20 protein-coding genes and 1 rRNA gene are annotated in these 18,871 nt (G+C 44.6%); 9 read left to right on the top strand and 12 right to left on the bottom strand.

Annotated features, from left to right (window positions below):
- The 4 genes from VRU48_RS19085 to VRU48_RS19070 all read right to left on the bottom strand — a co-directional run.
- Positions 1–120: ribosomal RNA gene (locus VRU48_RS19085) — 16S ribosomal RNA — on the bottom strand; the annotation flags it as partial.
- 732 nt (positions 121–852) lie between these two features.
- Positions 853–1,212 (bottom strand): CoA-binding protein, encoded by a 360-nt coding sequence (locus tag VRU48_RS19080; RefSeq protein ID WP_330109516.1) that lies wholly within the window; start codon positions 1,210–1,212, stop codon positions 853–855.
- 41 nt (positions 1,213–1,253) lie between these two features.
- Positions 1,254–1,721: a DinB family protein gene (locus VRU48_RS19075; RefSeq protein WP_330109515.1), complete on the bottom strand. Its 468-nt coding sequence runs from the start codon at positions 1,719–1,721 to the stop codon at positions 1,254–1,256.
- A 13-nt stretch (positions 1,722–1,734) separates the two neighbouring features.
- Positions 1,735–3,285 carry an NAD(P)/FAD-dependent oxidoreductase gene (locus VRU48_RS19070; protein WP_330109514.1) on the bottom strand — a complete coding sequence of 517 codons (1,551 nt, stop codon included), beginning with the start codon at positions 3,283–3,285 and terminating at the stop codon, positions 1,735–1,737.
- 310 nt (positions 3,286–3,595) lie between these two features.
- On the opposite strand from VRU48_RS19070, the gene VRU48_RS19065 reads away from it, so the two are divergent.
- The 5 genes from VRU48_RS19065 to VRU48_RS19045 all read left to right on the top strand — a co-directional run bounded on the left by VRU48_RS19065 (position 3,596) and on the right by VRU48_RS19045 (position 6,533).
- The gene (locus VRU48_RS19065) at positions 3,596–4,177 is read left to right on the top strand and encodes a LemA family protein (RefSeq protein ID WP_199136955.1); all 582 of its coding nucleotides are present in this window, start codon (positions 3,596–3,598) and stop codon (positions 4,175–4,177) included.
- 77 nt (positions 4,178–4,254) lie between these two features.
- A complete protein-coding gene (locus VRU48_RS19060) occupies positions 4,255–4,704 on the top strand; it encodes a TPM domain-containing protein (protein WP_330109513.1) in 450 nt (149 codons plus the stop codon).
- Positions 4,701–5,486 (top strand): TPM domain-containing protein, encoded by a 786-nt coding sequence (locus tag VRU48_RS19055; protein WP_330109512.1) that lies wholly within the window; start codon positions 4,701–4,703, stop codon positions 5,484–5,486. The genes VRU48_RS19060 and VRU48_RS19055 overlap by 4 nt, the downstream gene beginning before the upstream one ends.
- A gap of 108 nt (positions 5,487–5,594) precedes the next feature.
- Positions 5,595–5,987 (top strand): hypothetical protein, encoded by a 393-nt coding sequence (locus VRU48_RS19050; RefSeq protein ID WP_330109511.1) that lies wholly within the window; start codon positions 5,595–5,597, stop codon positions 5,985–5,987.
- 6 nt (positions 5,988–5,993) lie between these two features.
- Positions 5,994–6,533, top strand: a complete 540-nt coding sequence (locus VRU48_RS19045; RefSeq protein ID WP_330109510.1) for an NUDIX hydrolase — start codon at positions 5,994–5,996, stop codon at positions 6,531–6,533.
- Between the two features lie 154 nt (positions 6,534–6,687).
- Here the strand turns inward: VRU48_RS19045 and VRU48_RS19040 are convergent, their stop codons facing one another.
- On the bottom strand, positions 6,688–7,749 hold the full coding sequence (locus VRU48_RS19040; RefSeq protein WP_330109509.1) for a DUF4932 domain-containing protein: 1,062 nt from the start codon (positions 7,747–7,749) through the stop codon (positions 6,688–6,690).
- Positions 7,750–7,938: 189 nt separating this feature from the next.
- Here VRU48_RS19040 and VRU48_RS19035 point away from each other — a divergent pair, with 189 nt between their 5' ends.
- Together VRU48_RS19035 and VRU48_RS19030 are read left to right on the top strand one after the other, a co-directional pair.
- Positions 7,939–8,997, top strand: a complete 1,059-nt coding sequence (locus VRU48_RS19035) for a sensor histidine kinase (protein WP_330109508.1) — start codon at positions 7,939–7,941, stop codon at positions 8,995–8,997.
- Positions 8,994–9,716: a LytR/AlgR family response regulator transcription factor gene (locus tag VRU48_RS19030; protein ID WP_330109507.1), complete on the top strand. Its 723-nt coding sequence runs from the start codon at positions 8,994–8,996 to the stop codon at positions 9,714–9,716. Before VRU48_RS19035 ends, VRU48_RS19030 begins: the two co-directional genes overlap by 4 nt.
- Before the next feature lie 67 nt (positions 9,717–9,783).
- On the opposite strand, the gene dnaA is transcribed toward VRU48_RS19030, so the two are convergent.
- The 3 genes from dnaA to VRU48_RS19015 form a co-directional block, all read right to left on the bottom strand.
- A complete protein-coding gene (dnaA, locus tag VRU48_RS19025; RefSeq protein ID WP_330109506.1) occupies positions 9,784–11,214 on the bottom strand; it encodes a chromosomal replication initiator protein DnaA in 1,431 nt (476 codons plus the stop codon).
- 193 nt (positions 11,215–11,407) lie between these two features.
- On the bottom strand, positions 11,408–12,955 hold the full coding sequence (locus VRU48_RS19020) for an acyl-CoA mutase large subunit family protein (protein ID WP_330109505.1): 1,548 nt from the start codon (positions 12,953–12,955) through the stop codon (positions 11,408–11,410).
- Positions 12,956–13,009: 54 nt separating this feature from the next.
- Positions 13,010–13,540: a DUF7935 family protein gene (locus tag VRU48_RS19015; protein WP_330109504.1), complete on the bottom strand. Its 531-nt coding sequence runs from the start codon at positions 13,538–13,540 to the stop codon at positions 13,010–13,012.
- A 164-nt stretch (positions 13,541–13,704) separates the two neighbouring features.
- Here VRU48_RS19015 and VRU48_RS19010 point away from each other — a divergent pair, with 164 nt between their 5' ends.
- Both VRU48_RS19010 and VRU48_RS19005 read left to right on the top strand, forming a co-directional pair.
- Entirely contained in the window at positions 13,705–14,055 is a 351-nt protein-coding gene (locus VRU48_RS19010; RefSeq protein WP_199136933.1) for a HesB/IscA family protein, read from the top strand.
- A gap of 91 nt (positions 14,056–14,146) precedes the next feature.
- Positions 14,147–15,379 (top strand): ABC transporter permease, encoded by a 1,233-nt coding sequence (locus VRU48_RS19005; protein ID WP_330109503.1) that lies wholly within the window; start codon positions 14,147–14,149, stop codon positions 15,377–15,379.
- Between the two features lie 100 nt (positions 15,380–15,479).
- On the opposite strand, the gene VRU48_RS19000 is transcribed toward VRU48_RS19005, so the two are convergent.
- The 4 genes from VRU48_RS19000 to galE are packed head-to-tail and all read right to left on the bottom strand — an operon-like array spanning position 15,480 to position 18,859.
- Positions 15,480–16,205 (bottom strand): tyrosine-protein phosphatase, encoded by a 726-nt coding sequence (locus VRU48_RS19000; protein ID WP_330109502.1) that lies wholly within the window; start codon positions 16,203–16,205, stop codon positions 15,480–15,482.
- Positions 16,206–16,216: 11 nt separating this feature from the next.
- Positions 16,217–17,269: a dTDP-glucose 4,6-dehydratase gene (rfbB, locus tag VRU48_RS18995; protein WP_330109501.1), complete on the bottom strand. Its 1,053-nt coding sequence runs from the start codon at positions 17,267–17,269 to the stop codon at positions 16,217–16,219.
- A 3-nt stretch (positions 17,270–17,272) separates the two neighbouring features.
- Positions 17,273–17,839, bottom strand: coding sequence for a hypothetical protein (locus VRU48_RS18990; RefSeq protein ID WP_330109500.1), 567 nt, complete (start codon positions 17,837–17,839; stop codon positions 17,273–17,275).
- A complete protein-coding gene (gene galE, locus VRU48_RS18985; RefSeq protein WP_330109499.1) occupies positions 17,840–18,859 on the bottom strand; it encodes a UDP-glucose 4-epimerase GalE in 1,020 nt (339 codons plus the stop codon). It abuts the gene before it with no gap.
- Positions 18,860–18,871 lie beyond the last annotated feature (12 nt).

Here is an 18,871-nt window from a genome sequence, read left to right as displayed (position 1 = left end):
TACGCGTTACGCACCCGTGCGCCGGTCTCAATCAAAGCAAGCTCCGATCTACCCCTCGACTTGCATGTATTAGGCCTGCCGCTAGCGTTCATCCTGAGCCAGGATCAAACTCTCCATTGTAAAGTTTGTTTTCCTGACTAAGTTAACTAATGTTAACACTAGTCTTTGTTAATAAAATTTGTCTGTTGGATTTAGACTTAAAATTCAAGCTACTTGTATCATGTACTTTGATTAGTACTTTCATACCTCGCTTGCGCTACATTTGATATCTCTTTTAAGAACTTCTCGACTTAACCTCTCGGCAGTCATTTTATATCTTTAAGCTTGCTTCCTATCGGTCTTCATGTTCCTCAATTCTTCTTGCTTATTTCAATCTTGTTTTGTGCTTTCGTTACATCCGTAATTAAGCTCCCTTTTGTTTGGGACTGCAAAGGTAGAAACTTCTTTTTAATTTCCAAGAAAAAATTTTATTTTTTTTTCTCTTTCCCTTCCGCCTTTCAAACATCCCCTTCGGGATCTCCCGTTCCTTCCGAAGCGGGTTGCAAAGGTAGAAAACTTTTTCGTTTCCCAAAAATAAATCTGAAAATTTATTTTCCCTTTCTGCTATTCAATAGATTAACTCTCTTTTATTCAAAAACAGCCTGCCTAAGCTCGCTATCCGTGTTTTCAAATCCTTTCAATCTTTAATCCCCTTCCTTCCGAAGCGGAGTGCAAAGGTAGAAATTGTTTTTTAATCTAAAAATAACAGCGCAATAAATTTTCATTATTTTTAGTAAGTGTATGATTTACAACAAGAAAAAATGGGATGCAATTTCTCGCACCCCATCCTAATCGTTAAAAGCAATCTTAAAGCTAGTACTGACCGATGCTCAACAAGACCAAGGTACAAGCTTCTACTGGCTGTATTCCGTGCTCCTTAAGCGCGTGTTCTAATGCGGGATTCTCAGTTCCCGGATTAAAAATTACACGTTTGGGCTTGGTTTGCAGGATATAATCATAATAACTATTCTGCAAAGCCGGACCTATATATAAGGTAATGGTATCTATATCGGTATAAATCTGCCCGGGTTTTTCTATTTCTACACCCGCAACCTTGCCATGTTTAATTCCTATGTTCACAATCGGATGCCCTTTTACGGTGAGCTGCTGCGCGGCGCGGTAGGCATACCTATCTTCATTTGGGGTAGCGCCTATAATCAATGTCTTCTTCATGTCTTTAATGATTGCTTGGTTTAAATGATATCAATAAGTTATTAAAACTTCAACAATAAGGCTACCTGACCGGTATGGTAGGCATGATGTTGCACCAGGCCATTGATCAGTTCGGCATTGTTTACGCCGGTGCCCAAGGCCGGATTACGCTCGTCTTTTACCTCAGCATCCCACTGATGGTTGCCAAGTTGGCCACAAAGGGCAATCAGTTCTTCATTCGCGGTCTTAAATCTATTCAATATACGTTGCCATTCCTCGGCAGAGTTTTCGCTTGGAACGGGCCAATCGCCAAGGGCTGGTTCTTTAGCGGCACTACCATTTATTCTTGCTATTGTTTCTTCGGTCCAAGCCGTTAAATGCAAAACCAGCTCGGCAATAGAATGCGCATTAGGAATGGGATGGGTAAAAACTTTTTCGGCATTGGCTGCCAAAAGCAAATCGAGCGTATTGCTCCCATGCCAGGGATCGCCATTGTAGGCCTTGTTCAGTTCGTCTGCTAAATTGATCATAAACTATTAACGTTTATGAAGATGAATTGTTTACAATAGCATTGGCACAATTGATTCCATCTATCGCGGCCGAAACAATGCCACCGGCATAACCGGCACCTTCGGCACAAGGATACAGGCCTTTGACCTGCGGATGCTGGTAGTTTTCTTTATCGCGCGGAATACGGACCGGCGAAGAGGTCCGGCTTTCTATGCCTACCAGAATAGCCTCGTTGGTATAATAGCCTCTCATTTTCTTGCCGAACAAGGGCAATGCCGCTTTTAGGCTCGAAGCTACAAAGTCGGGCAGGATATTATCCAGCATGACGCTTTTGGTTCCCGGTAGGTAAGAATTCTTAGGAAGCGATATCGAAAGCCGGTTTTCTACAAAATCTACCATCCGTTGGGCTGGCGCTACCAAATTGCCTCCACCGGCTTCAAACGCCAACCGTTCTATTTCCGACTGGAAGTTCAACATCCGCAAGGGATCGTAGCCCTGCACATCATCGAGCGTAACCTGCACCACCGTACCTGAATTGGCAAAGGGGTTGTTTCTTTTAGAAGGCGACCAGCCATTTACCACAATCTCATCCAAACCCGTAGCACATGGCGCGATGATACCTCCAGGGCACATGCAGAACGAGAATACGCCCCTGGCCTTTACCTGCTCTACCATACTATAATAGGCTGGTGGCAAAAATTCGCTCCTTACCTCGCAATGATATTGGGCACTGTCTATAATCTGTTGGGGGTGTTCGATCCTTACGCCTAGTGCAAAAGGCTTTGCCTCAATCAGGATGTTTTTGTGGTTTAGCAACTCGTAAATATCCCTGGCCGAATGGCCGGTTGCCAGGATGACCGAATCGGCCAGCAGTTCCTGATCTCGATTAACCACAATGCCTTTAACCCGGCCATTGGCTAAAATCAGGTCTGTAAGCTTGGCATCGAACAGCACTTCTCCTCCGGCCTGGAGGATGGTTTCCCTGATTGCCGTAATGATTTGGGGCAGTTTATTGGTTCCGATATGGGGCCGGGCATCAATCAGGATATCTTCTTCCGCTCCATGTGCCACAAATATTTGCAATACCTTATTAATATCGCCACGTTTGTTGGAACGGGTGTAAAGCTTGCCGTCTGAATAGGTGCCTGCCCCACCTTCGCCATAGCAATAATTGGATTCGGTATTGACTAGGCCTTGTTTATTAATCGCGGCCAAATCGCGCCGACGCTGCTTCACGTCTTTGCCACGTTCTACCACAATGGGCTTCAATCCGTTTTCGATGCACTGCAAAGCGGCAAAAAGTCCTGCCGGACCAGCGCCTACAATAATTACACGTTTGGTATCTTTTACTTTTGGGTAGCTTGCCGGTTTTTCTTGTGCCGGCGCATCTTCATTAATATAGGCGCGAACCTGCAAACGGTAAACCACGCCCCTCCTCGATCGGGCATCAATAGAGCGCTTCAGCACCTGGTGATGCTTAATCGTATTGGCTTTAACGTTTAAGGCTTTGGCCAACTGAACCAGAATGGCTTCTGGATTGCCCACTTGTTCTGGGGCTATGGTAATTTCGATTTCTTTTTGCATAAGGCTAGCCGGGTTTTTATCCCGAATGGTACAAAATTAGTAAAAAATGATGGAATGAGCGGATGATGGAATGACTGGATGAGTGAATGAGTGAATGTGATTGGACAAATAGAACCTTTTAGCTTTCACCTTTGGTCTTTTACCCGCCAACCTTCTTTTGGGCTTTCACCTTTGGTGCTTTTTTATTACCTTAGTTAAGCTTAGCACCATATAAGAATATGGCAACTTGTCAGCAATTTGTCTTCTTTAGTAACAAGGTATGGATATTGCTATCTAATTTGAAATAGAAACCTAAAAACAAAATAACAAAATGAAAAACGTAGTAATAGGAATAGTCGTAGTTGTGGCTTTGTTAGCTTTAATTGGCGGATGTGGCTATAATGGCCTCGTAAAATTAGACGAAGATGTAAAAACCAAATGGAACCAGGTTGAAACCCAGTATCAACGCAGGGCCGATTTGATCCCTAACTTGGTGAGTACCGTTAAAGGCGCTGCCAAATTTGAGCAAGGCACCTTAACTGCCGTAATCGAAGCTCGTTCAAAAGCCAGCCAAATTACGGTCGACCCTAACAAACTTACCGAAGAGAACATCGAAAAATACCAGGCTGCGCAAGGCCAGATCAGCCAAGCATTGGGCCGTTTGATGGTATTGACCGAAAATTATCCGGAACTAAAGGCTACCGACCAGTTCAGGGACTTGTCTGCCCAATTAGAAGGCACTGAGAACCGCATTACCGTTGCCCGCAAGGATTTTAACGAATCGGTTCAGGTTTACAATACCAAAGTAAGATCGTTTCCTAACAATTTAACGGCAGGAATGTTCGGTTTTAGCCCTAAAGCTGGCTTCAAAGCCGATGCTGGCGCTCAAAACGCTCCTAAAGTAGAATTTTAGTTACCGACCCAACATTTTAGGGTAATGCCTGTTTTAAACTCAAAACATGCATTACCCTTTCTTATAAAAATACACACATGCCTCTTTTCAGTACACAAGAACAAGAACAGATAGCCAACGCCATAGCCGAAGCAGAAAAAGCAACTTCGGGCGAAATAAGGATAGCCGTTGAAAAACATTGCCATGGCAGTGCCATAGAACGGGCCACCCAATATTTTGCAGAACTGGGCATGGATAAAACCTCGCACCATAACGGCGTATTGATTTATTTGGCTCACGAAGACCATAAATTTGCCATCATCGGCGATCGCGGCATCGATAAACTGGTGCCTGATGATTTTTGGGAAACCGCACAGGTGGCCATGAAAGCGCATTTTATGAGTGGCAATTTGGCAGATGGCCTGATTGCGGGAATTTCTTTGGCAGGCGAAAAACTGGCGTTGTATTTTCCTTATCAAAACGGCGATGTCAATGAGCTGCCTAACGATATTGTATTTATAGACCAGGCAGAAAAAACCAACAAATGAAGAAACTGATCATCTTTCTTGTCTTAGCATTAAGCTATCACCTTGGTTTTACGCAGGATTTTCCGGCTAAGCCCACGACCCTGGTTAACGATTATACCCAAACCCTAACCACCGAACAAATTGCCAATTTAGAACGCAAGCTTGTTGCTTTCGACGATTCTACATCCAACCAGATTGCGGTTGTGATTGTAAAATCGGTAGGCGACTACGACATTAACGAGTATACATTACAACTGGGCAGGAAATGGGGCGTTGGCGGCGACAAAACCAAAAACAATGGCGTTGTACTTTTAATTGCCCTGGGCGACCGGAAGCTTTCCATCCAAACAGGCTACGGCCTTGAGGGCGCTTTGCCAGACGTATATACTAAACGAATTATTGAAAATGACATCAAGCCCTATTTTAAGGAAGGCGATTACTATCGCGGCATTGATGTTGGAACCAATTCGATCATCTCGCTCATCAAAGGCGAATACAAAAATACCAACCCCAAAGCTAAAGCGCCAGGGGGCAAAGGCACGGCAGGAATTGTGGTGCTGATTATTATTGTGGTTATCTTTCTCATCATTCGCAAAGGCGGAGGTGGCAACGGCAGCCAGGTAATTGGTGGCAGAGGTATTGCCGATGCATTTTTCTGGAGCATGCTATTAGGCGGGGGCCGTGGAGGTTCTGGCGGAGGCGGTTTTGGTGGAGGTTTTGGCGGTGGCTCTGGAGGCGGAGGCGGTTTTGGAGGCTTCGGCGGAGGCAGTTTTGGCGGTGGTGGCAGCAGCGGCAGCTGGTAGCGGTCTTTAGTCTTTAGTCTTTAGTCTTTAGTCTTTAGTCTTTAGTTTGGACCAAGCCAACGCCTTAACGTTACAACCTTAAAACATTACAACTTTACCGTACTTATTATGTACAGAAGAGATCTCATCACTGCAGAAATAGAAAAGCTTGCCCAGGTTTTGGCCCGTATCATCGGTCTTAAGCAGGACGGCGATTTTGTGGCCTCCGATGAACTCCTGCAACAAACACTGGCTTCAAGCTTTGGCCTAAAGCCTGAAACCCTGTACGCTCCAGAGCCCGAAGCTTTCGGCCTTTGGCTCGAACAAAGCGATTTGCCGGCAGAGAAACTGGATATGCTGGGTCAGTTTTTATTCAATGAAATCGATCCGAATGGAGAACCTTCGGTCAATAAACTTTTGGCCACCAGGCTCGTCCTCGTTTATCAAACATTGGCAAGCAAGCATCATATGGTGCATCTGGCCAATTTAAAGCGACAAGACATCATACAACAATACCTATAAACAAACATGGAAATCTTAAAGTGGCAGAAACTCGCCTCAAAATATTTGGTTAGAGAAAAATGGGCAACTTTGCGCGTAGACACCTGCAAGCTGCCCAACGGAACGGTTAAAGACGATTACTATGTACTCGAATACCCAGATTGGGTAAACGCGATTGCCCTGACAGAGTCGGGCAAAATCATTATGGTACGCCAGTACCGCTTTGCAGCAGAAATTGTATCGCTCGAAATCCCAGGTGGCGTCATAGACGATGGTGAGGATCCAGAAACTGCCATTAAACGCGAACTGCTGGAAGAAACAGGCTATAGCTTCAAAACCTGCGAACTGATTGCAACACTCTACCCCAATCCGGCGACCTCTACCAACAGAACTTTTACCTACTTGTTAACCGGAGGCGTGAAAACCCACGAACAGCATTTAGACGAACACGAGATCTTAAACGTAGAAGAATACACCGTTGAAGAAGTCAAACAATTGCTGGCCGACAACAAAATAGACCAGGCACTTCACGCCGCCGCGCTTTTCTATGGTTTGATGAAGCTATAGCGTATTGAGTAAAGCGTAGTGCAAGCATTAAACATTTATTAGCTACAGATTAACAGACGCCTACTAAATGTTGGTCGGGAAATGCTTTCCGGGCCACAAGAAGATTTGCAACCCACATTCTCAAAAATCTGTCAAGCTGTAGCTAACTTATTTGCTATTTGCCAACCGGCGGATGCTTCTCTTTGAGCATTTGCAACATGGCTGGAAATAAAACCTCGAACTTGGTGTACTTTTTGCCTTCGCCATAATTATCAATAATAAACGGCACCAGGTCTTCTACATAAATAAAATCGCTGGCCGTTTCTCTGGCAACCTGTCTTTTAAACTCTCTCTCGGTACGGTATTTTTTGTACATGCTCCCTACAATTGCCCTGACCATATTTTCGTTGAGGCAATACTCCCACGAACCGATGCCGTTGCGCTTCATGCCCTCATCGTCTTTGTTGTAGAGATAAGCCATTTCGTCAATCTCTTTTTTGTACTTTTTAAAAGATGGCTCCAAAAATATATGGCTTCCTTCGTGCCACACCAAGTACTCGAAACCTTTATATTCAAAAAAAGGCTTGTCGGCCACAGTCGATTTGGTGTTGAAATAACCCGTATTGTATACAATCATATTACTGAACTGCGGATTGATGTTTTTAGTGGTAATGGCATGCGAGCCCCAGCTGTTTAGCGGATCGATACAGATGTACCAGGTTACATCGGCGTTAAAGCCATAGAACTGTTGCAGCTGCTGCATGGTACCGCTATCGCTTACATTTTGTTTGATTCCCTGTCCCCATTCTTCGTATTGTTTGGCATGTGCCTGATAAAAATCCCAAAACTTGGTATCTCTAAAAAAATCCTTGCACAACCTGATATACTCCAATACATTTTCCTTGCCATAGTTTTTATACCAGTTCAGCTCTTCGGTGGGCTCGTAAATCTTGATGTTCGGAAAATCGCTCATGGTCCAGCCCAGCTCCGTTAAATCGGTATAAACCTTATTAAAGCTTTTGACCTTAAGCACCGCCGGATGCTCCTTGTATTTGCCAAAATAATCCATCACCTCTTTGCTATAGGCCGACGGATTGGGGGCAGGAAATTTGTCGGCCAGGATTTGGACAATGGTAAACAGCTCTACGCCGGGATGAACCTTAACAATCAGTTTTTGTTGGGCTCGTGCACTGCTCATCACTAAAAAGGCAAGTGCCAGTAATTTGATCTTTTTCATTCGATTGGTTTTTTGAGCAAAGATGTAGGCGCCACACCAAAACAGCCTGCTTAAATTGACCAACCAACCAAATGTATTGACCAACGCCTTAATCGGGCAACAAGCCATGCCTATACCGGTTTGTACCTAAAAAAACGGCGTTGGTGTATTTTGCTCGTCCAATTGGCTAATTGATGATATATTTGGCCGATGCAGAAAAAATACAAAATCGGCTTGCATGTGCTGGTATGGATGGTCTTTTTTTTAAACGACCTCCTGCCCAAATATTTTAGCAGGGCTTACCGGTCTTATAGCGGCGATGTCAATTCGTTTGCGCTTTTTGTCAAATACCTTGGGGTAAATTTGGGCTATTTGTTTTCGGGCATCGTTGTTTTTTATGGTGTAGCTTATTGGATTGCGCCCTTGGCTTTCAGGCATAAAAAATGGATCCAAAGCATTTTGGCCACTCTTGGCCTGTGCATTTTTATTGTCGGCTACCGTTATGTAATCGAATTTTTGGTGCTTAAGCCCTATTTGGGTTTCGACAATTACTTTGGCAGCATCCCCGAAACTTCGTGGTACATCAAAAATGCTTTGCTCTATTCTTTATATAGTTATTTCAGTTATGGCTTTATTTTCTTCTTCATCAACGAATGGTACATCAGCAACCGCAAAAAGAAGGAGCTGGAACAGGAAAAGATAACTACAGAGCTGGCCTTTTTAAAATCGCAGATCAATCCGCACTTTTTGTTCAACACCTTAAACGATATTTACGCCCTAACCTACCGCCGTTCTGACGATGCGCCCGCGGCCGTACTCAAATTATCGGCCTTGTTGCGCTACATGCTCAAGGAAAGCGACGAACAATTGGTGCCGTTGGACAGGGAAATCGGCTACCTGCACAACGTGATCGAACTACATAAAATTGGACAAAAGGGAAATGCCTATATCGATTTTAAAGTAGAAGGCCATACCGAAGGTCTAAAAATTGCACCGCTCATCTTGATCAACTTTGTTGAAAACGCCTTTAAGCATGGCGTATTTGATGACCATGAACATCCTATACAAATCCAGATGGCTATTGCCGACCAGCAAATGGTTTTTAAAGTTTTTAACCTCAAAAACCACGACCAAAAAGACAAGACCGGTGGCATAGGCCTCAGCAATGTGCAAAGAAGGCTCAGCCTCATCTACCCGCAACGGCATACGCTGGCCATTGGCGACGAAAACACTACCTTTACCATTACGCTTCAAATCAACTTGCAATGATCAGGTGCCTTATTATAGACGACAAGCCGTTGGCCATCGACATCCTTACCGATTATGTAAGCCAAATTCCCTTTTTAACCTTGGTACACAGCACCACGCATCCTTTAGAAGCCCTGCAGCTGATCATGGACGAAAAGGTAGACCTTGTTTTTTTGGATATCCAGATGCCACAACTTACAGGCATCCAGCTGATGAAGATTGCACAAGGCAAATGCAAAGTTATCTTAACTACCGCTTACGCCGAGTATGCCTTAGACGGATTTGAGAACGACGCCATCGATTACCTACTCAAACCCATTGCTTTCGACCGTTTTTACAAGGCAGTACAAAAAGCACGGGAGATATTGGAACGTAAAGCGCCATCAAGTACCGAGCACCCGCCCTTGCCCAATGCCAAACCCGCCGACTATATTTTTGTGCGAAGCGAGTACAAATTGGTGAAGATAGACCTCAACACCATTCTATATGCCGAAGGCCTGCAAAATTACGTAGCCATTTATACCGAAACCGAAAAAATCGTTTCCTTGCAGAACATTAAAAAACTGGAAGAGCAATTGCCATCGGCCCAGTTTGCCCGGGTGCATAAATCGTACATTGTGGGCATAGGCAAGATCAAAAGCATTGAGCGCAACCGCATTTTTATAGGCGAAGAAATCATTCCGCTGGGCGATGCCTACCGCGAAAGCTTTTACCGGCAGATTGAACCCAATAGCCAATAAACAAAAAACCCCGTCAGATTTTACATCATGACGGGGTTTTTGTTGAATTATAATTTCCCAATATAAATTAACTCATCTTCAGTTTTTTCTGGATGTCGTTAACGTAAGCTTTAAACTTCTTATCCGTTTCGATCAAATCTTCTACGGTTTGGCAAGCATAGATTACGGTAGAGTGATCGCGGCCGCCAAAGAAAGCGCCAATGGTTTTAAGCGACGACTTGGTGTGGCTTTTCGACAAATACATAGAGATTTGACGGGCCTGTACAATTTCGCGCTTGCGTGTTTGCGATTTCACCATGTCAACCGGCACTTCGAAATATTCGCATACCAGTTTTTGGATATACTCCATCGAAATTTCTTTCGAAGTATTTTTGATGAAGTTTTTAAGCATCTGCTTGGCCAGTGCCAAATCGATGTCTTTTTTGTTCAAGGTAGATTGCGCCAATAGCGAAACCATGGCACCTTCAAGCTCACGCACGTTGTTGTCGATGTTGTGCGCTACATATTCGATTACTTCTCCCGGCAGTTCGATGCCATCGGCATACATCTTTTTCTTCAGGATGGCAATGCGGGTTTCCAAATCAGGGATTTGCAAGTCGGCCGAAAGCCCCCATTTGAAACGGCTCAATAAACGCTCTTCCAAACCTGCCAAATCTTTAGGTGCCTTATCTGAAGTCAGGATGACCTGTTTGCCCGATTGGTGCAAGTGGTTAAAGATGTGGAAGAAGATATCCTGGGTTTTTTCTTTGCCCGCGAAATTGTGCACATCGTCCATGATGATGACATCCATGGCTTGGTAGAAGTTCACAAAATCGTTGATTGTGTTATTCTTTAACGAGTCTACAAACTGTTGGCAGAACTTTTCGCACGAAACATAAATCACCAGCTTATCTGGCATGTTGCGTTTGATCTCGTTGCCAATGGCCTGCGCCAAGTGGGTTTTGCCCAAACCTACGCCGCCATAAACCATCAGCGGATTGAACGAGGTACCTCCCGGCTTCGCGGCTACGGCATAGCCGGCAGAGCGCGCCAAGCGGTTGCAATCGCCCTCGATGTAATTATCGAAAGTATAGTTTGGATTTAACTGCGGATCTACGTTCAGCTTTTTAAGGCCCGGTATAATAAAAGGGTTCTTAATGTCTTTATTAATCGCTACCGGAATTGGCATCGATTGGATCTTTGCTTCAGCGCCATTTCCGTTAGAAGGCATGTTTGTGGTATAGGGAGAACCCGAGTTAGACGACTTGTCTACTACGATATTATATTCCAGTCGGCCCTCATCTCCCAATTGCTTCTTTACCGTTTTGCGAAGCAAGCCAACATAGTGTTCTTCCAACCACTCGTAAAAGAATAAACTAGGCACTTGTATGGTTAAAACTTTGCCTTCCAATTTAAGTGCTGATATCGGTTCGAACCAAGTTTTGAAACTTTGGTTCGGAATGTTATCCTTAATAATTTGAAGACAGTTCTTCCATACTTCTGTACAAGTTTTTTCCATCGTAATTCTGTAATTTGTTGGTTTTCAGTTCTAAGAAGGGCATTACGGATGTGCCCTTTCGAGACATCGAATATTCAAAAAATTATCAACAAAAAAAACAAAATTTTGAATTAATTTGTAAGTACTTCATCAGCAGTAGCATAAACTAGTTAACCTCAATTTTTTATGTGGATAACTATTTTTTAACCCAGATTTAATACTCCCCGAACACACTTCTCAGGCTATCGGCAATTTCGCCCAAAGTGGCGTATTCCTCTACCGCAGCCAAGATATAAGGCATCAAATTCCGTTCCGTTTTTGCCGCATCCCGCAAATTTTCCAAACTAATTTTCACCGCATCGTTATTACGCTCGGCCTTGAGCTTGTTCAGCTTCTCGGTTTGTATGGTCCTGATCGATTCGTCGATGTTGAGCACCTCGGTTAAGGCCTCGGTTTCTTGGGTAAATTTATTCACCCCTACAATGATCCGCTCCGCACTTTCAATCTCCTTTTGATACTGATAAGCCGAGTTGGCAATCTCTTGTTGGATGTAGCCATTTTCGATGGCGTTGACCGAACCGCCCATGGCATCGATCTTGTCGATATAGGCCAAAGCCGCCGCTTCGATTTCGTCGGTCAGGGTTTCTACAAAATAAGAACCTGCCAAAGGATCAACCGTGTCGGTAATGCCACTCTCAAAAGCAATCACCTGCTGGGTACGCAAGGCAATTTTGGCCGCTGCTTCGGTAGGCAGCGAAAGCGCTTCATCATAACCGTTGGTATGCAGCGACTGCGTACCGCCCAACACAGCCGCCATCGCTTGGTTGGCTACCCGCACCACATTGTTTAAGGGTTGTTGCGCGGTTAAGGTAGAACCTCCGGTTTGCGTATGGAAACGCAGCATCATAGCCTTCTCGTCGGTTGCGCCCAGGGCCTTGGTTATGCGCGCCCACATGCGACGTGCCGCACGGAACTTGGCAATTTCTTCGAAGAAGTTGTTATGGCAGTTGAAGAAGAACGACAATCGCTTGGCAAATACATTAATATCCAGGCCTTTTTCTAAAGCGGCATTTAAATAGGCTTTGCCATTGGCCAAGGTAAAAGCCAATTCCTGCACTGCCGTAGAACCTGCTTCGCGGATGTGATAACCCGAAATAGAAATGGTATTCCACTTGGGCACTTCCTTGCTGCAATATTCGAAAATATCGGTAATGATGCGCATCGAGGGTTTAGGCGGATAGATATAAGTTCCCCTGGCTGCATATTCCTTTAAAATGTCGTTTTGGATGGTTCCCGAAATTTCTTTCAGGTTTGCGCCTTGTTTTTTGGCCAAGGCAATGTACATAGCCAACAGAATCGAAGCCGTAGCATTGATGGTCATGGAAGTGGTAATCTTCTGCAGCTCGATTCCATCAAAAAGGATTTCCATATCCTTCAGCGAATCGATGGCTACGCCTACCTTGCCCACTTCGCCTTCGGCCATTTCATGATCCGAATCGTAACCGATCTGCGTAGGTAAATCGAATGCTACCGACAAGCCCATTGTGCCTTGCGCCAACAGGTAGTGGTATCTTTTGTTCGATTCTTCAGCGGTTGAAAAACCCGCATATTGCCTCATCGTCCACAAACGCCCCCGGTACATGTCTTTTTGGATGCCCCTGGTAAAAGGGAACTTTCCAGGCATTTCGTCCGAAGGCTTGGCAACAGTATATATATCTTTGATTTCAATACCAGAAGTGGTGGTGAACTTTTTCTCCGTCATAATTAATCTATTTGGTTATACTATTATATATATAGGTGGCCTGAGGCCGCGCTCCTAAAACAGGATATGGATATCTTGTTTGAGCAAATCTATGGTCAGTTGGTAGGGATTTTCTTCGATGCTGCTCATGTGCTTCAGTATTTTGCGGCTCAAATCTATACCGCTCGCCTCTGGTGGCAATCCTGCTACGGTATTGTTGATCATGGCAATGGTATCGTCCTTTAGTTTGCGTACCACGTTCCAACTTGCTGCATTGATATACAATTGCTGCGTAATGTTGTGCTGATATTCGGCATTTACCTCGTTAATGATCAAAGCCTGCAAGGCCGAAAGTTCTATGCCCGATTGGTGCAAACGAACCAGCAGGTTGGTGGGATTGATACGCTCGATAAAAATAATGACCCGCTCATAGGCCTGCAAACGCAATGGCAATAGCGTAGCCCGCTCTTCTTTTTGGTCCTCCAGCGATTTGAACCTGAAGTAATGCTGGATATCGCCCTTGACCAAAAAATACGCCACTGTTACGGCAATAATGCCTCCTAGGCCCATGATGGCAGCTTGGGTTAAAAAATGCGCAATGTTCATTTTATTTGTTTAAATACCGTAATATTAATAAGTGCGACGGACAAAAATGTGCATTTATATTTATATTTGTTGAGTAATTTATTTTTTTCAATGGTTGGAACAGTTGCTAACCTCATTGCCATCCAAAACAATTAGGTCCAACTGAGCTGCTAATTTTAAATTTTATGAGTAACGTAGAAACTGCTTTTGCGCCTGTATCTTTTACCGAAACCGCAACCAAGGAAATCAAAAAGCTGAAAGACCAACAAGAGATTACCGAAGATTTCGGTTTGCGCGTTGGTGTTGAGGGAGGTGGTTGCTCTGGAATGAGCTATGTTTTGGGCTTTGACCAAAAGAAAGAAGGCGATCAGGAATTTGAGATCGACGGCATTAAAATATTCATGCACAAGGCGCACCAAATGTACCTTTTGGGCATGCAAATAGACTGGCAAGACGGATTAAATGCGAGGGGCTTTACCTTTAACAACCCGAATGCCACCAGCTCATGCGGTTGCGGCACGAGTTTCTCGGTTTAACACGCAATTGTTTGTAACATTTTAACAGGTCTCGTTGTCTTAACAGCGGGACTTTTTATTTTTATCCTCAACCGAATTTTATTTCCATCAGATGACGTATACTGAAAACGTAAGGCTTGCACTACAATCCATTAAAAGCAATAGGCTGCGCACCCTGCTTACCGCATTGATTATTGCTATTGGCTTGTCGGCCCTGGTTGGTATCTTAACCACTATCGATGCCATCAAAAAAAGCATGACCGAAGCATTTTCGAGTATGGGCGCCAATTCTTTTAACATCAGGAACCGGGGCACCGGCATCCGTATTGGCGGTTCGGGAAAACGTCCAAAACCATTCAAATCTATCCGTTACGAAGATGCCATTGCATTTAAGGAGCGACTGAATACCCCCGCCAAAGTGGCCATTAGCGTATATGCTACTTTCGGTTCAACGGTAAAATACGAACAGGAAAAAACCAACCCCAACACCAACATCCAAGGTATTGACGAAAACGGATTGGGCTCTTTGGGCCTGGAACTTTCGCAAGGCCGGAATTTTAATGCGGCCGAAGCACTGAGCAACAACAACATTTGTATTATCGGCAACGAAATCGCCAAGATTTTATTCAAGGGCCAACCAGCCATCGACAAGATCGTTATGGCGGGCAACAACCGGCTAAGGGTAATTGGCGTATTGGCGCCAAAGGGTTCGAGCATGGGACCGAGCAGCGACAGGGCGGTGTACATCCCCTTGTTCAAGTCCAAGCTCATCAATGCCAACAGCAATCCTTCTTATACCATAACCGTAATGGTGCCCAACAACGATTTGATGGACAACATTATTGGCGAGGCTACCGCAGAATTCAGGAATATCAGAAAGGTAAAAATAAGCGAACCCAACAATTTTGAAATCACCAAAAGTGATGCTGTTGCCCAAACCTTGTTCGAAAACCTCAAGTATGTGGTTATGGGCGGTGTGGCTATTGGTGCCATTACTTTGTTAGGCGCTTCTATCGCTTTGATGAATATCATGTTGGTTTCGGTTACTGAGCGTACTCGCGAAATCGGGGTGAGAAAAGCCATCGGTGCCAACCCTGCCGTCATTCGCAAGCAGTTTTTGATTGAAGCAGTGGTCATCTGCCTAATCGGCGGTGCATTTGGTATTTTGCTGGGCATCGGCATCGGCAATATCATTTCGAGCATGATGGGCGGATCGTTTATCGTACCGTGGTCGTCTATTGGCGGTGGCTTTGTTATCTGCGTATTTGTGGGCATCGTTTCAGGCTACTACCCTGCCAAAAAAGCATCGAAACTGGATCCGGTTGAGGCCTTGAGGTACGAGTAGGCTTGCGAAAAGTCTGAAGTCGATGGTCGATAGTCTATGGTTTATGGACCACAGCACGCCCCAAATGAACCAATGACACTAATGAACCAATGAACTTCTTTTAAAGCAGAAGGTTGTTAAGTTGTGGCTGCGAGAGGATGTTTTGCAGACGTTCTACATATAAACTTTCTTTCAGAGCATCTGCGTGGCGCAAATGGTGCATATCGCTGCCCAAAAAATCGATACAATGATTATCCACCAGCTCATCGGCGGCCTGTTTACAGCTTTTGCCATAATAGCCTGTAAGCGAAATGGTATTCAATTGCAACATACAGCCCGTATCCCTAATCTGCTCGTAGCTTTCTAAAGAGTTTTGATAGTAAGGATAGCGCTCTGGGTGTGCCAAAACCGGCTGATAGCCCGCATCCTGCATTTTGGCAATGGCTTCGAACAAATTATGTGGCGGATTAATAAACGAGAGTTCGAAAAGCAGGAAATTTTGGCCAAAGGTCAATACGTTCTTCTTGGCAATCTTATTTTCGAACGTTTCGTCTAAATAATATTCGGCGGCCGCATCAACTTCTAAATCAATTCCATTTTTTTGCAGGCCTTCTCTCAGGATATCCAATCCTTTTTGAATGGTTTCGGGGGTATTACGGTAATAATCGGCCATTACGTGAGGCGTGGTTACCAGTTTTTTAAAACCCAGTGCCTTGAAACGTTTGGCCAGTGCCAAAGAATCGTTGATGTTTTTTGCCCCATCGTCAATACCCGGAATAATATGCGAATGCATATCCGTTCCGATGGTGGAAAAGTTAAACTCTGGCTCCTTTTTCTTTTTAAACAACCCGAACAAGCTTACCTCCCTTTATATTGGTTATCATAATAGGCCTGATAATGGCCCGAAGTTACATTGTTGAGCCATTCTTCGTTATCCAGGTACCAGTCAACGGTTTTTTCCAATCCTTCTTCAAACTGCAGGCTTGGCACCCAGCCGAGTTCTTTTTGCAATTTAGTCGAATCGATGGCGTAGCGCAGGTCGTGCCCTGCCCTATCGGTTACAAAGGTAATGAGCTTGGCTGATTCGCCTGCCTCACGTCCCAATTTGCTGTCCATGATCCGGCAAAGCAAGTGGATCAGATCTATGTTTTTCCATTCGTTATGTCCGCCGATATTGTAGGTTTCTCCGCTTTTGGCCTGGTGAAAAATGACATCGATGGCACGGGCATGGTCTTCTACCCAAAGCCAATCGCGCACATTCTCGCCTTTGCCGTAAACAGGAACGGATCTATTGTTTTTAATGTTATTGATGGCCAATGGGATTAATTTCTCCGGAAAATGGTGCGACCCGTAATTGTTAGAGCAGTTAGAAATCACCACATCAAGGCCATAAGTATCGTGATAGGCCCTTACAAAATGGTCTGAACTTGCCTTAGAAGCCGAATATGGGCTGTGCGGATCGTAAGCCGTACTTTCGGTAAACATTCCTGTTTCGCCCAATGCACCATAAACCTCATCAGTACTTACATGGTAAAAGCGCTTGTTTGCATAATCGCCTTTCCAATATTCTCTTGCCGCATTCAACAGGTTCACGGTGCCGATCACATTGGTCATCACAAAAGCCAAGGGATTGGCAATAGAACGGTCAACATGCGATTCGGCTGCCAAATGGATTACCGCATCAAAGTCTTCGGTTTTGAACAACTGGTTGATCTCAGCTGCGTTGGTGATATCCATCTTTACAAAGCGGTAATTGCTTTTGTCTTCCACATCGGCCAAATTGGCCAGGTTACCGGCATAAGTCAATGCATCGAGGTTTACAATTTCGCACTGCGGATAGTTGCTGACGAACCTGCGCACCACATGCGAGCCAATAAAACCCGCACCACCTGTAATTAATATCTTCTTCATAACTTATACTTGTTCGGGCAGTTCCAGTTGCTTGGCAACCGTTGCCATGTTTCCTTGGTATATCTTGGTTAATATTTTATCCATTTCATCCCTCAAGTCGTACTGGAGGTCTTCGTGCAAGGCCTTAAACTTGCGGATCGTCATCAGCACATACTTTACAAAGTAATTGGCCAATACCTGCTCATGGTTCTTGTACGACGAAAAAAGTCCGGTTTTAAAACCCAGTTCCGTATGGTTGAGCAAAAACAGCCGAAGCTCTACTTCTTCGTAGTTGGCCTTGGTTACCTTATAATGATGGTTCAACTGCTTGGCCAATTTACGCAATTGGGCCAGTACCTCTTTCGCATTTAGGTTTTTTAACGTTTTAAGGCCCTGCATTACCGTAACGATGTTTTCCTTTAAGGTCGATACGCGTTGCTTGAGGTCTTCTTCGCTTTCTAAAAGCACAAAATGAAGGCGCTCGGTAAGCACTTTGTCTTTTCCCACTAAGCGAAGCAAAAGCTTATCTTTTTCTTTTGACGGCAAGGCCAAAATTTCTTGTTTAAGTTCCTTATGCTCGCTTAGCTTCATTTAAAAGGGATTTGCTTTCAAATATTCTTCCCAGGCCCAGGCTGAGCTCATCATTTCTTCTACGCCAAGTTCGGCTTTCCAGCCCAGCACCTTATTAGACAAACTCACATCGCCAAAGGTTTTTTCGATATCGCCTTCCCGACGCGCACCAATCACATAATTCAATTTGACGCCGGTCGATTTTTCGAAGGCATTGATGATTTCCAATACCGACGAGCCTTTGCCTGTGCCTACGTTAAAAACCTCGTAGTTGGCTCCGTCGCCTTCTTCCAGTCTTTTGATAGCGGCTACGTGGGCTTTGGCCAAATCAACCACATGGATATAATCCCTAATGGCCGAGCCGTCTGGCGTATCATAATCGTTGCCAAAAACGGTAATCGGGCCGCGTTTGCCAATGGCCGATTGCGTAATAAACGGCACCAGGTTTTGTGGCACACCAATAGGCAATTCGCCAATCAACGCCGAAGCATGTGCACCTACCGGATTGAAGTAGCGCAGGGCGATTACTTTCAACGATGGGGTTACTGCACAGGTTTCGGCCAAAATCTCTTCGGCAATCTGCTTGGTATTGCCATAAGGCGATTCAGCTTTCTTTACCGGTGCACTTTCGGTTACCGGCAATACATCTGGCTGTCCGTAAACGGTACACGACGACGAAAACACCAATTTAATCTTGTTGTTGTAAGCCGTTAGGATATTGATGAGCGAATAAAAATTGTTTCTGTAGTATTTTAAGGGCTCTTGCACCGATTCGCCTACTGCCTTGAAAGCCGCAAAATGGATAACGCCACTAATGTCTTGATGCGCCTGCGCAAAAGCATTCACACCTTGCTCGTCGGTGAGGTCTAATTTGACAAACTCCGGCTTTTTGCCCGAAATCTTTTCGATCTGGTCTAAAATCTTCGGGTTCGAATTAGAGAGGTCGTCTACAATTACAACATCGTAGCCTGCATTAAAAAGTTCAACTACGGTATGCGAGCCAATGTAGCCTGCTCCTCCTGTTACTAAAATCTTTTTCATTGTTTTTCGGTA

It is taken from the genome of Pedobacter albus (genome assembly GCF_036324255.1).
Taxonomy (GTDB): Bacteria; Bacteroidota; Bacteroidia; order Sphingobacteriales; family Sphingobacteriaceae; genus Pedobacter; species Pedobacter albus.
This window is presented reverse-complemented; position numbering and strand designations above follow the sequence as displayed.

Bases quoted from the DNA above. Each gene is read 5' to 3' on its own strand.
- VRU48_RS19080 (WP_330109516.1), bottom strand. From the start codon at position 1,212: ATGAAGAAGACATTGATTATAGGCGCTACCCCAAATGAAGATAGGTAT.
- VRU48_RS19075 (WP_330109515.1), bottom strand. From the start codon at position 1,721: ATGATCAATTTAGCAGACGAACTGAACAAGGCCTACAATGGCGATCCC.
- VRU48_RS19070 (WP_330109514.1), bottom strand. From the start codon at position 3,285: ATGCAAAAAGAAATCGAAATTACCATAGCCCCAGAACAAGTGGGCAAT.
- VRU48_RS19065 (WP_199136955.1), top strand. From the start codon at position 3,596: ATGAAAAACGTAGTAATAGGAATAGTCGTAGTTGTGGCTTTGTTAGCT.
- VRU48_RS19060 (WP_330109513.1), top strand. From the start codon at position 4,255: ATGCCTCTTTTCAGTACACAAGAACAAGAACAGATAGCCAACGCCATA.
- VRU48_RS19055 (WP_330109512.1), top strand. From the start codon at position 4,701: ATGAAGAAACTGATCATCTTTCTTGTCTTAGCATTAAGCTATCACCTT.
- VRU48_RS19050 (WP_330109511.1), top strand. From the start codon at position 5,595: ATGTACAGAAGAGATCTCATCACTGCAGAAATAGAAAAGCTTGCCCAG.
- VRU48_RS19045 (WP_330109510.1), top strand. From the start codon at position 5,994: ATGGAAATCTTAAAGTGGCAGAAACTCGCCTCAAAATATTTGGTTAGA.
- VRU48_RS19040 (WP_330109509.1), bottom strand. From the start codon at position 7,749: ATGAAAAAGATCAAATTACTGGCACTTGCCTTTTTAGTGATGAGCAGT.
- VRU48_RS19035 (WP_330109508.1), top strand. From the start codon at position 7,939: ATGCAGAAAAAATACAAAATCGGCTTGCATGTGCTGGTATGGATGGTC.
- VRU48_RS19030 (WP_330109507.1), top strand. From the start codon at position 8,994: ATGATCAGGTGCCTTATTATAGACGACAAGCCGTTGGCCATCGACATC.
- dnaA (WP_330109506.1), bottom strand. From the start codon at position 11,214: ATGGAAAAAACTTGTACAGAAGTATGGAAGAACTGTCTTCAAATTATT.
- VRU48_RS19020 (WP_330109505.1), bottom strand. From the start codon at position 12,955: ATGACGGAGAAAAAGTTCACCACCACTTCTGGTATTGAAATCAAAGAT.
- VRU48_RS19015 (WP_330109504.1), bottom strand. From the start codon at position 13,540: ATGAACATTGCGCATTTTTTAACCCAAGCTGCCATCATGGGCCTAGGA.
- VRU48_RS19010 (WP_199136933.1), top strand. From the start codon at position 13,705: ATGAGTAACGTAGAAACTGCTTTTGCGCCTGTATCTTTTACCGAAACC.
- VRU48_RS19005 (WP_330109503.1), top strand. From the start codon at position 14,147: ATGACGTATACTGAAAACGTAAGGCTTGCACTACAATCCATTAAAAGC.
- rfbB (WP_330109501.1), bottom strand. From the start codon at position 17,269: ATGAAGAAGATATTAATTACAGGTGGTGCGGGTTTTATTGGCTCGCAT.
- VRU48_RS18990 (WP_330109500.1), bottom strand. From the start codon at position 17,839: ATGAAGCTAAGCGAGCATAAGGAACTTAAACAAGAAATTTTGGCCTTG.
- galE (WP_330109499.1), bottom strand. From the start codon at position 18,859: ATGAAAAAGATTTTAGTAACAGGAGGAGCAGGCTACATTGGCTCGCAT.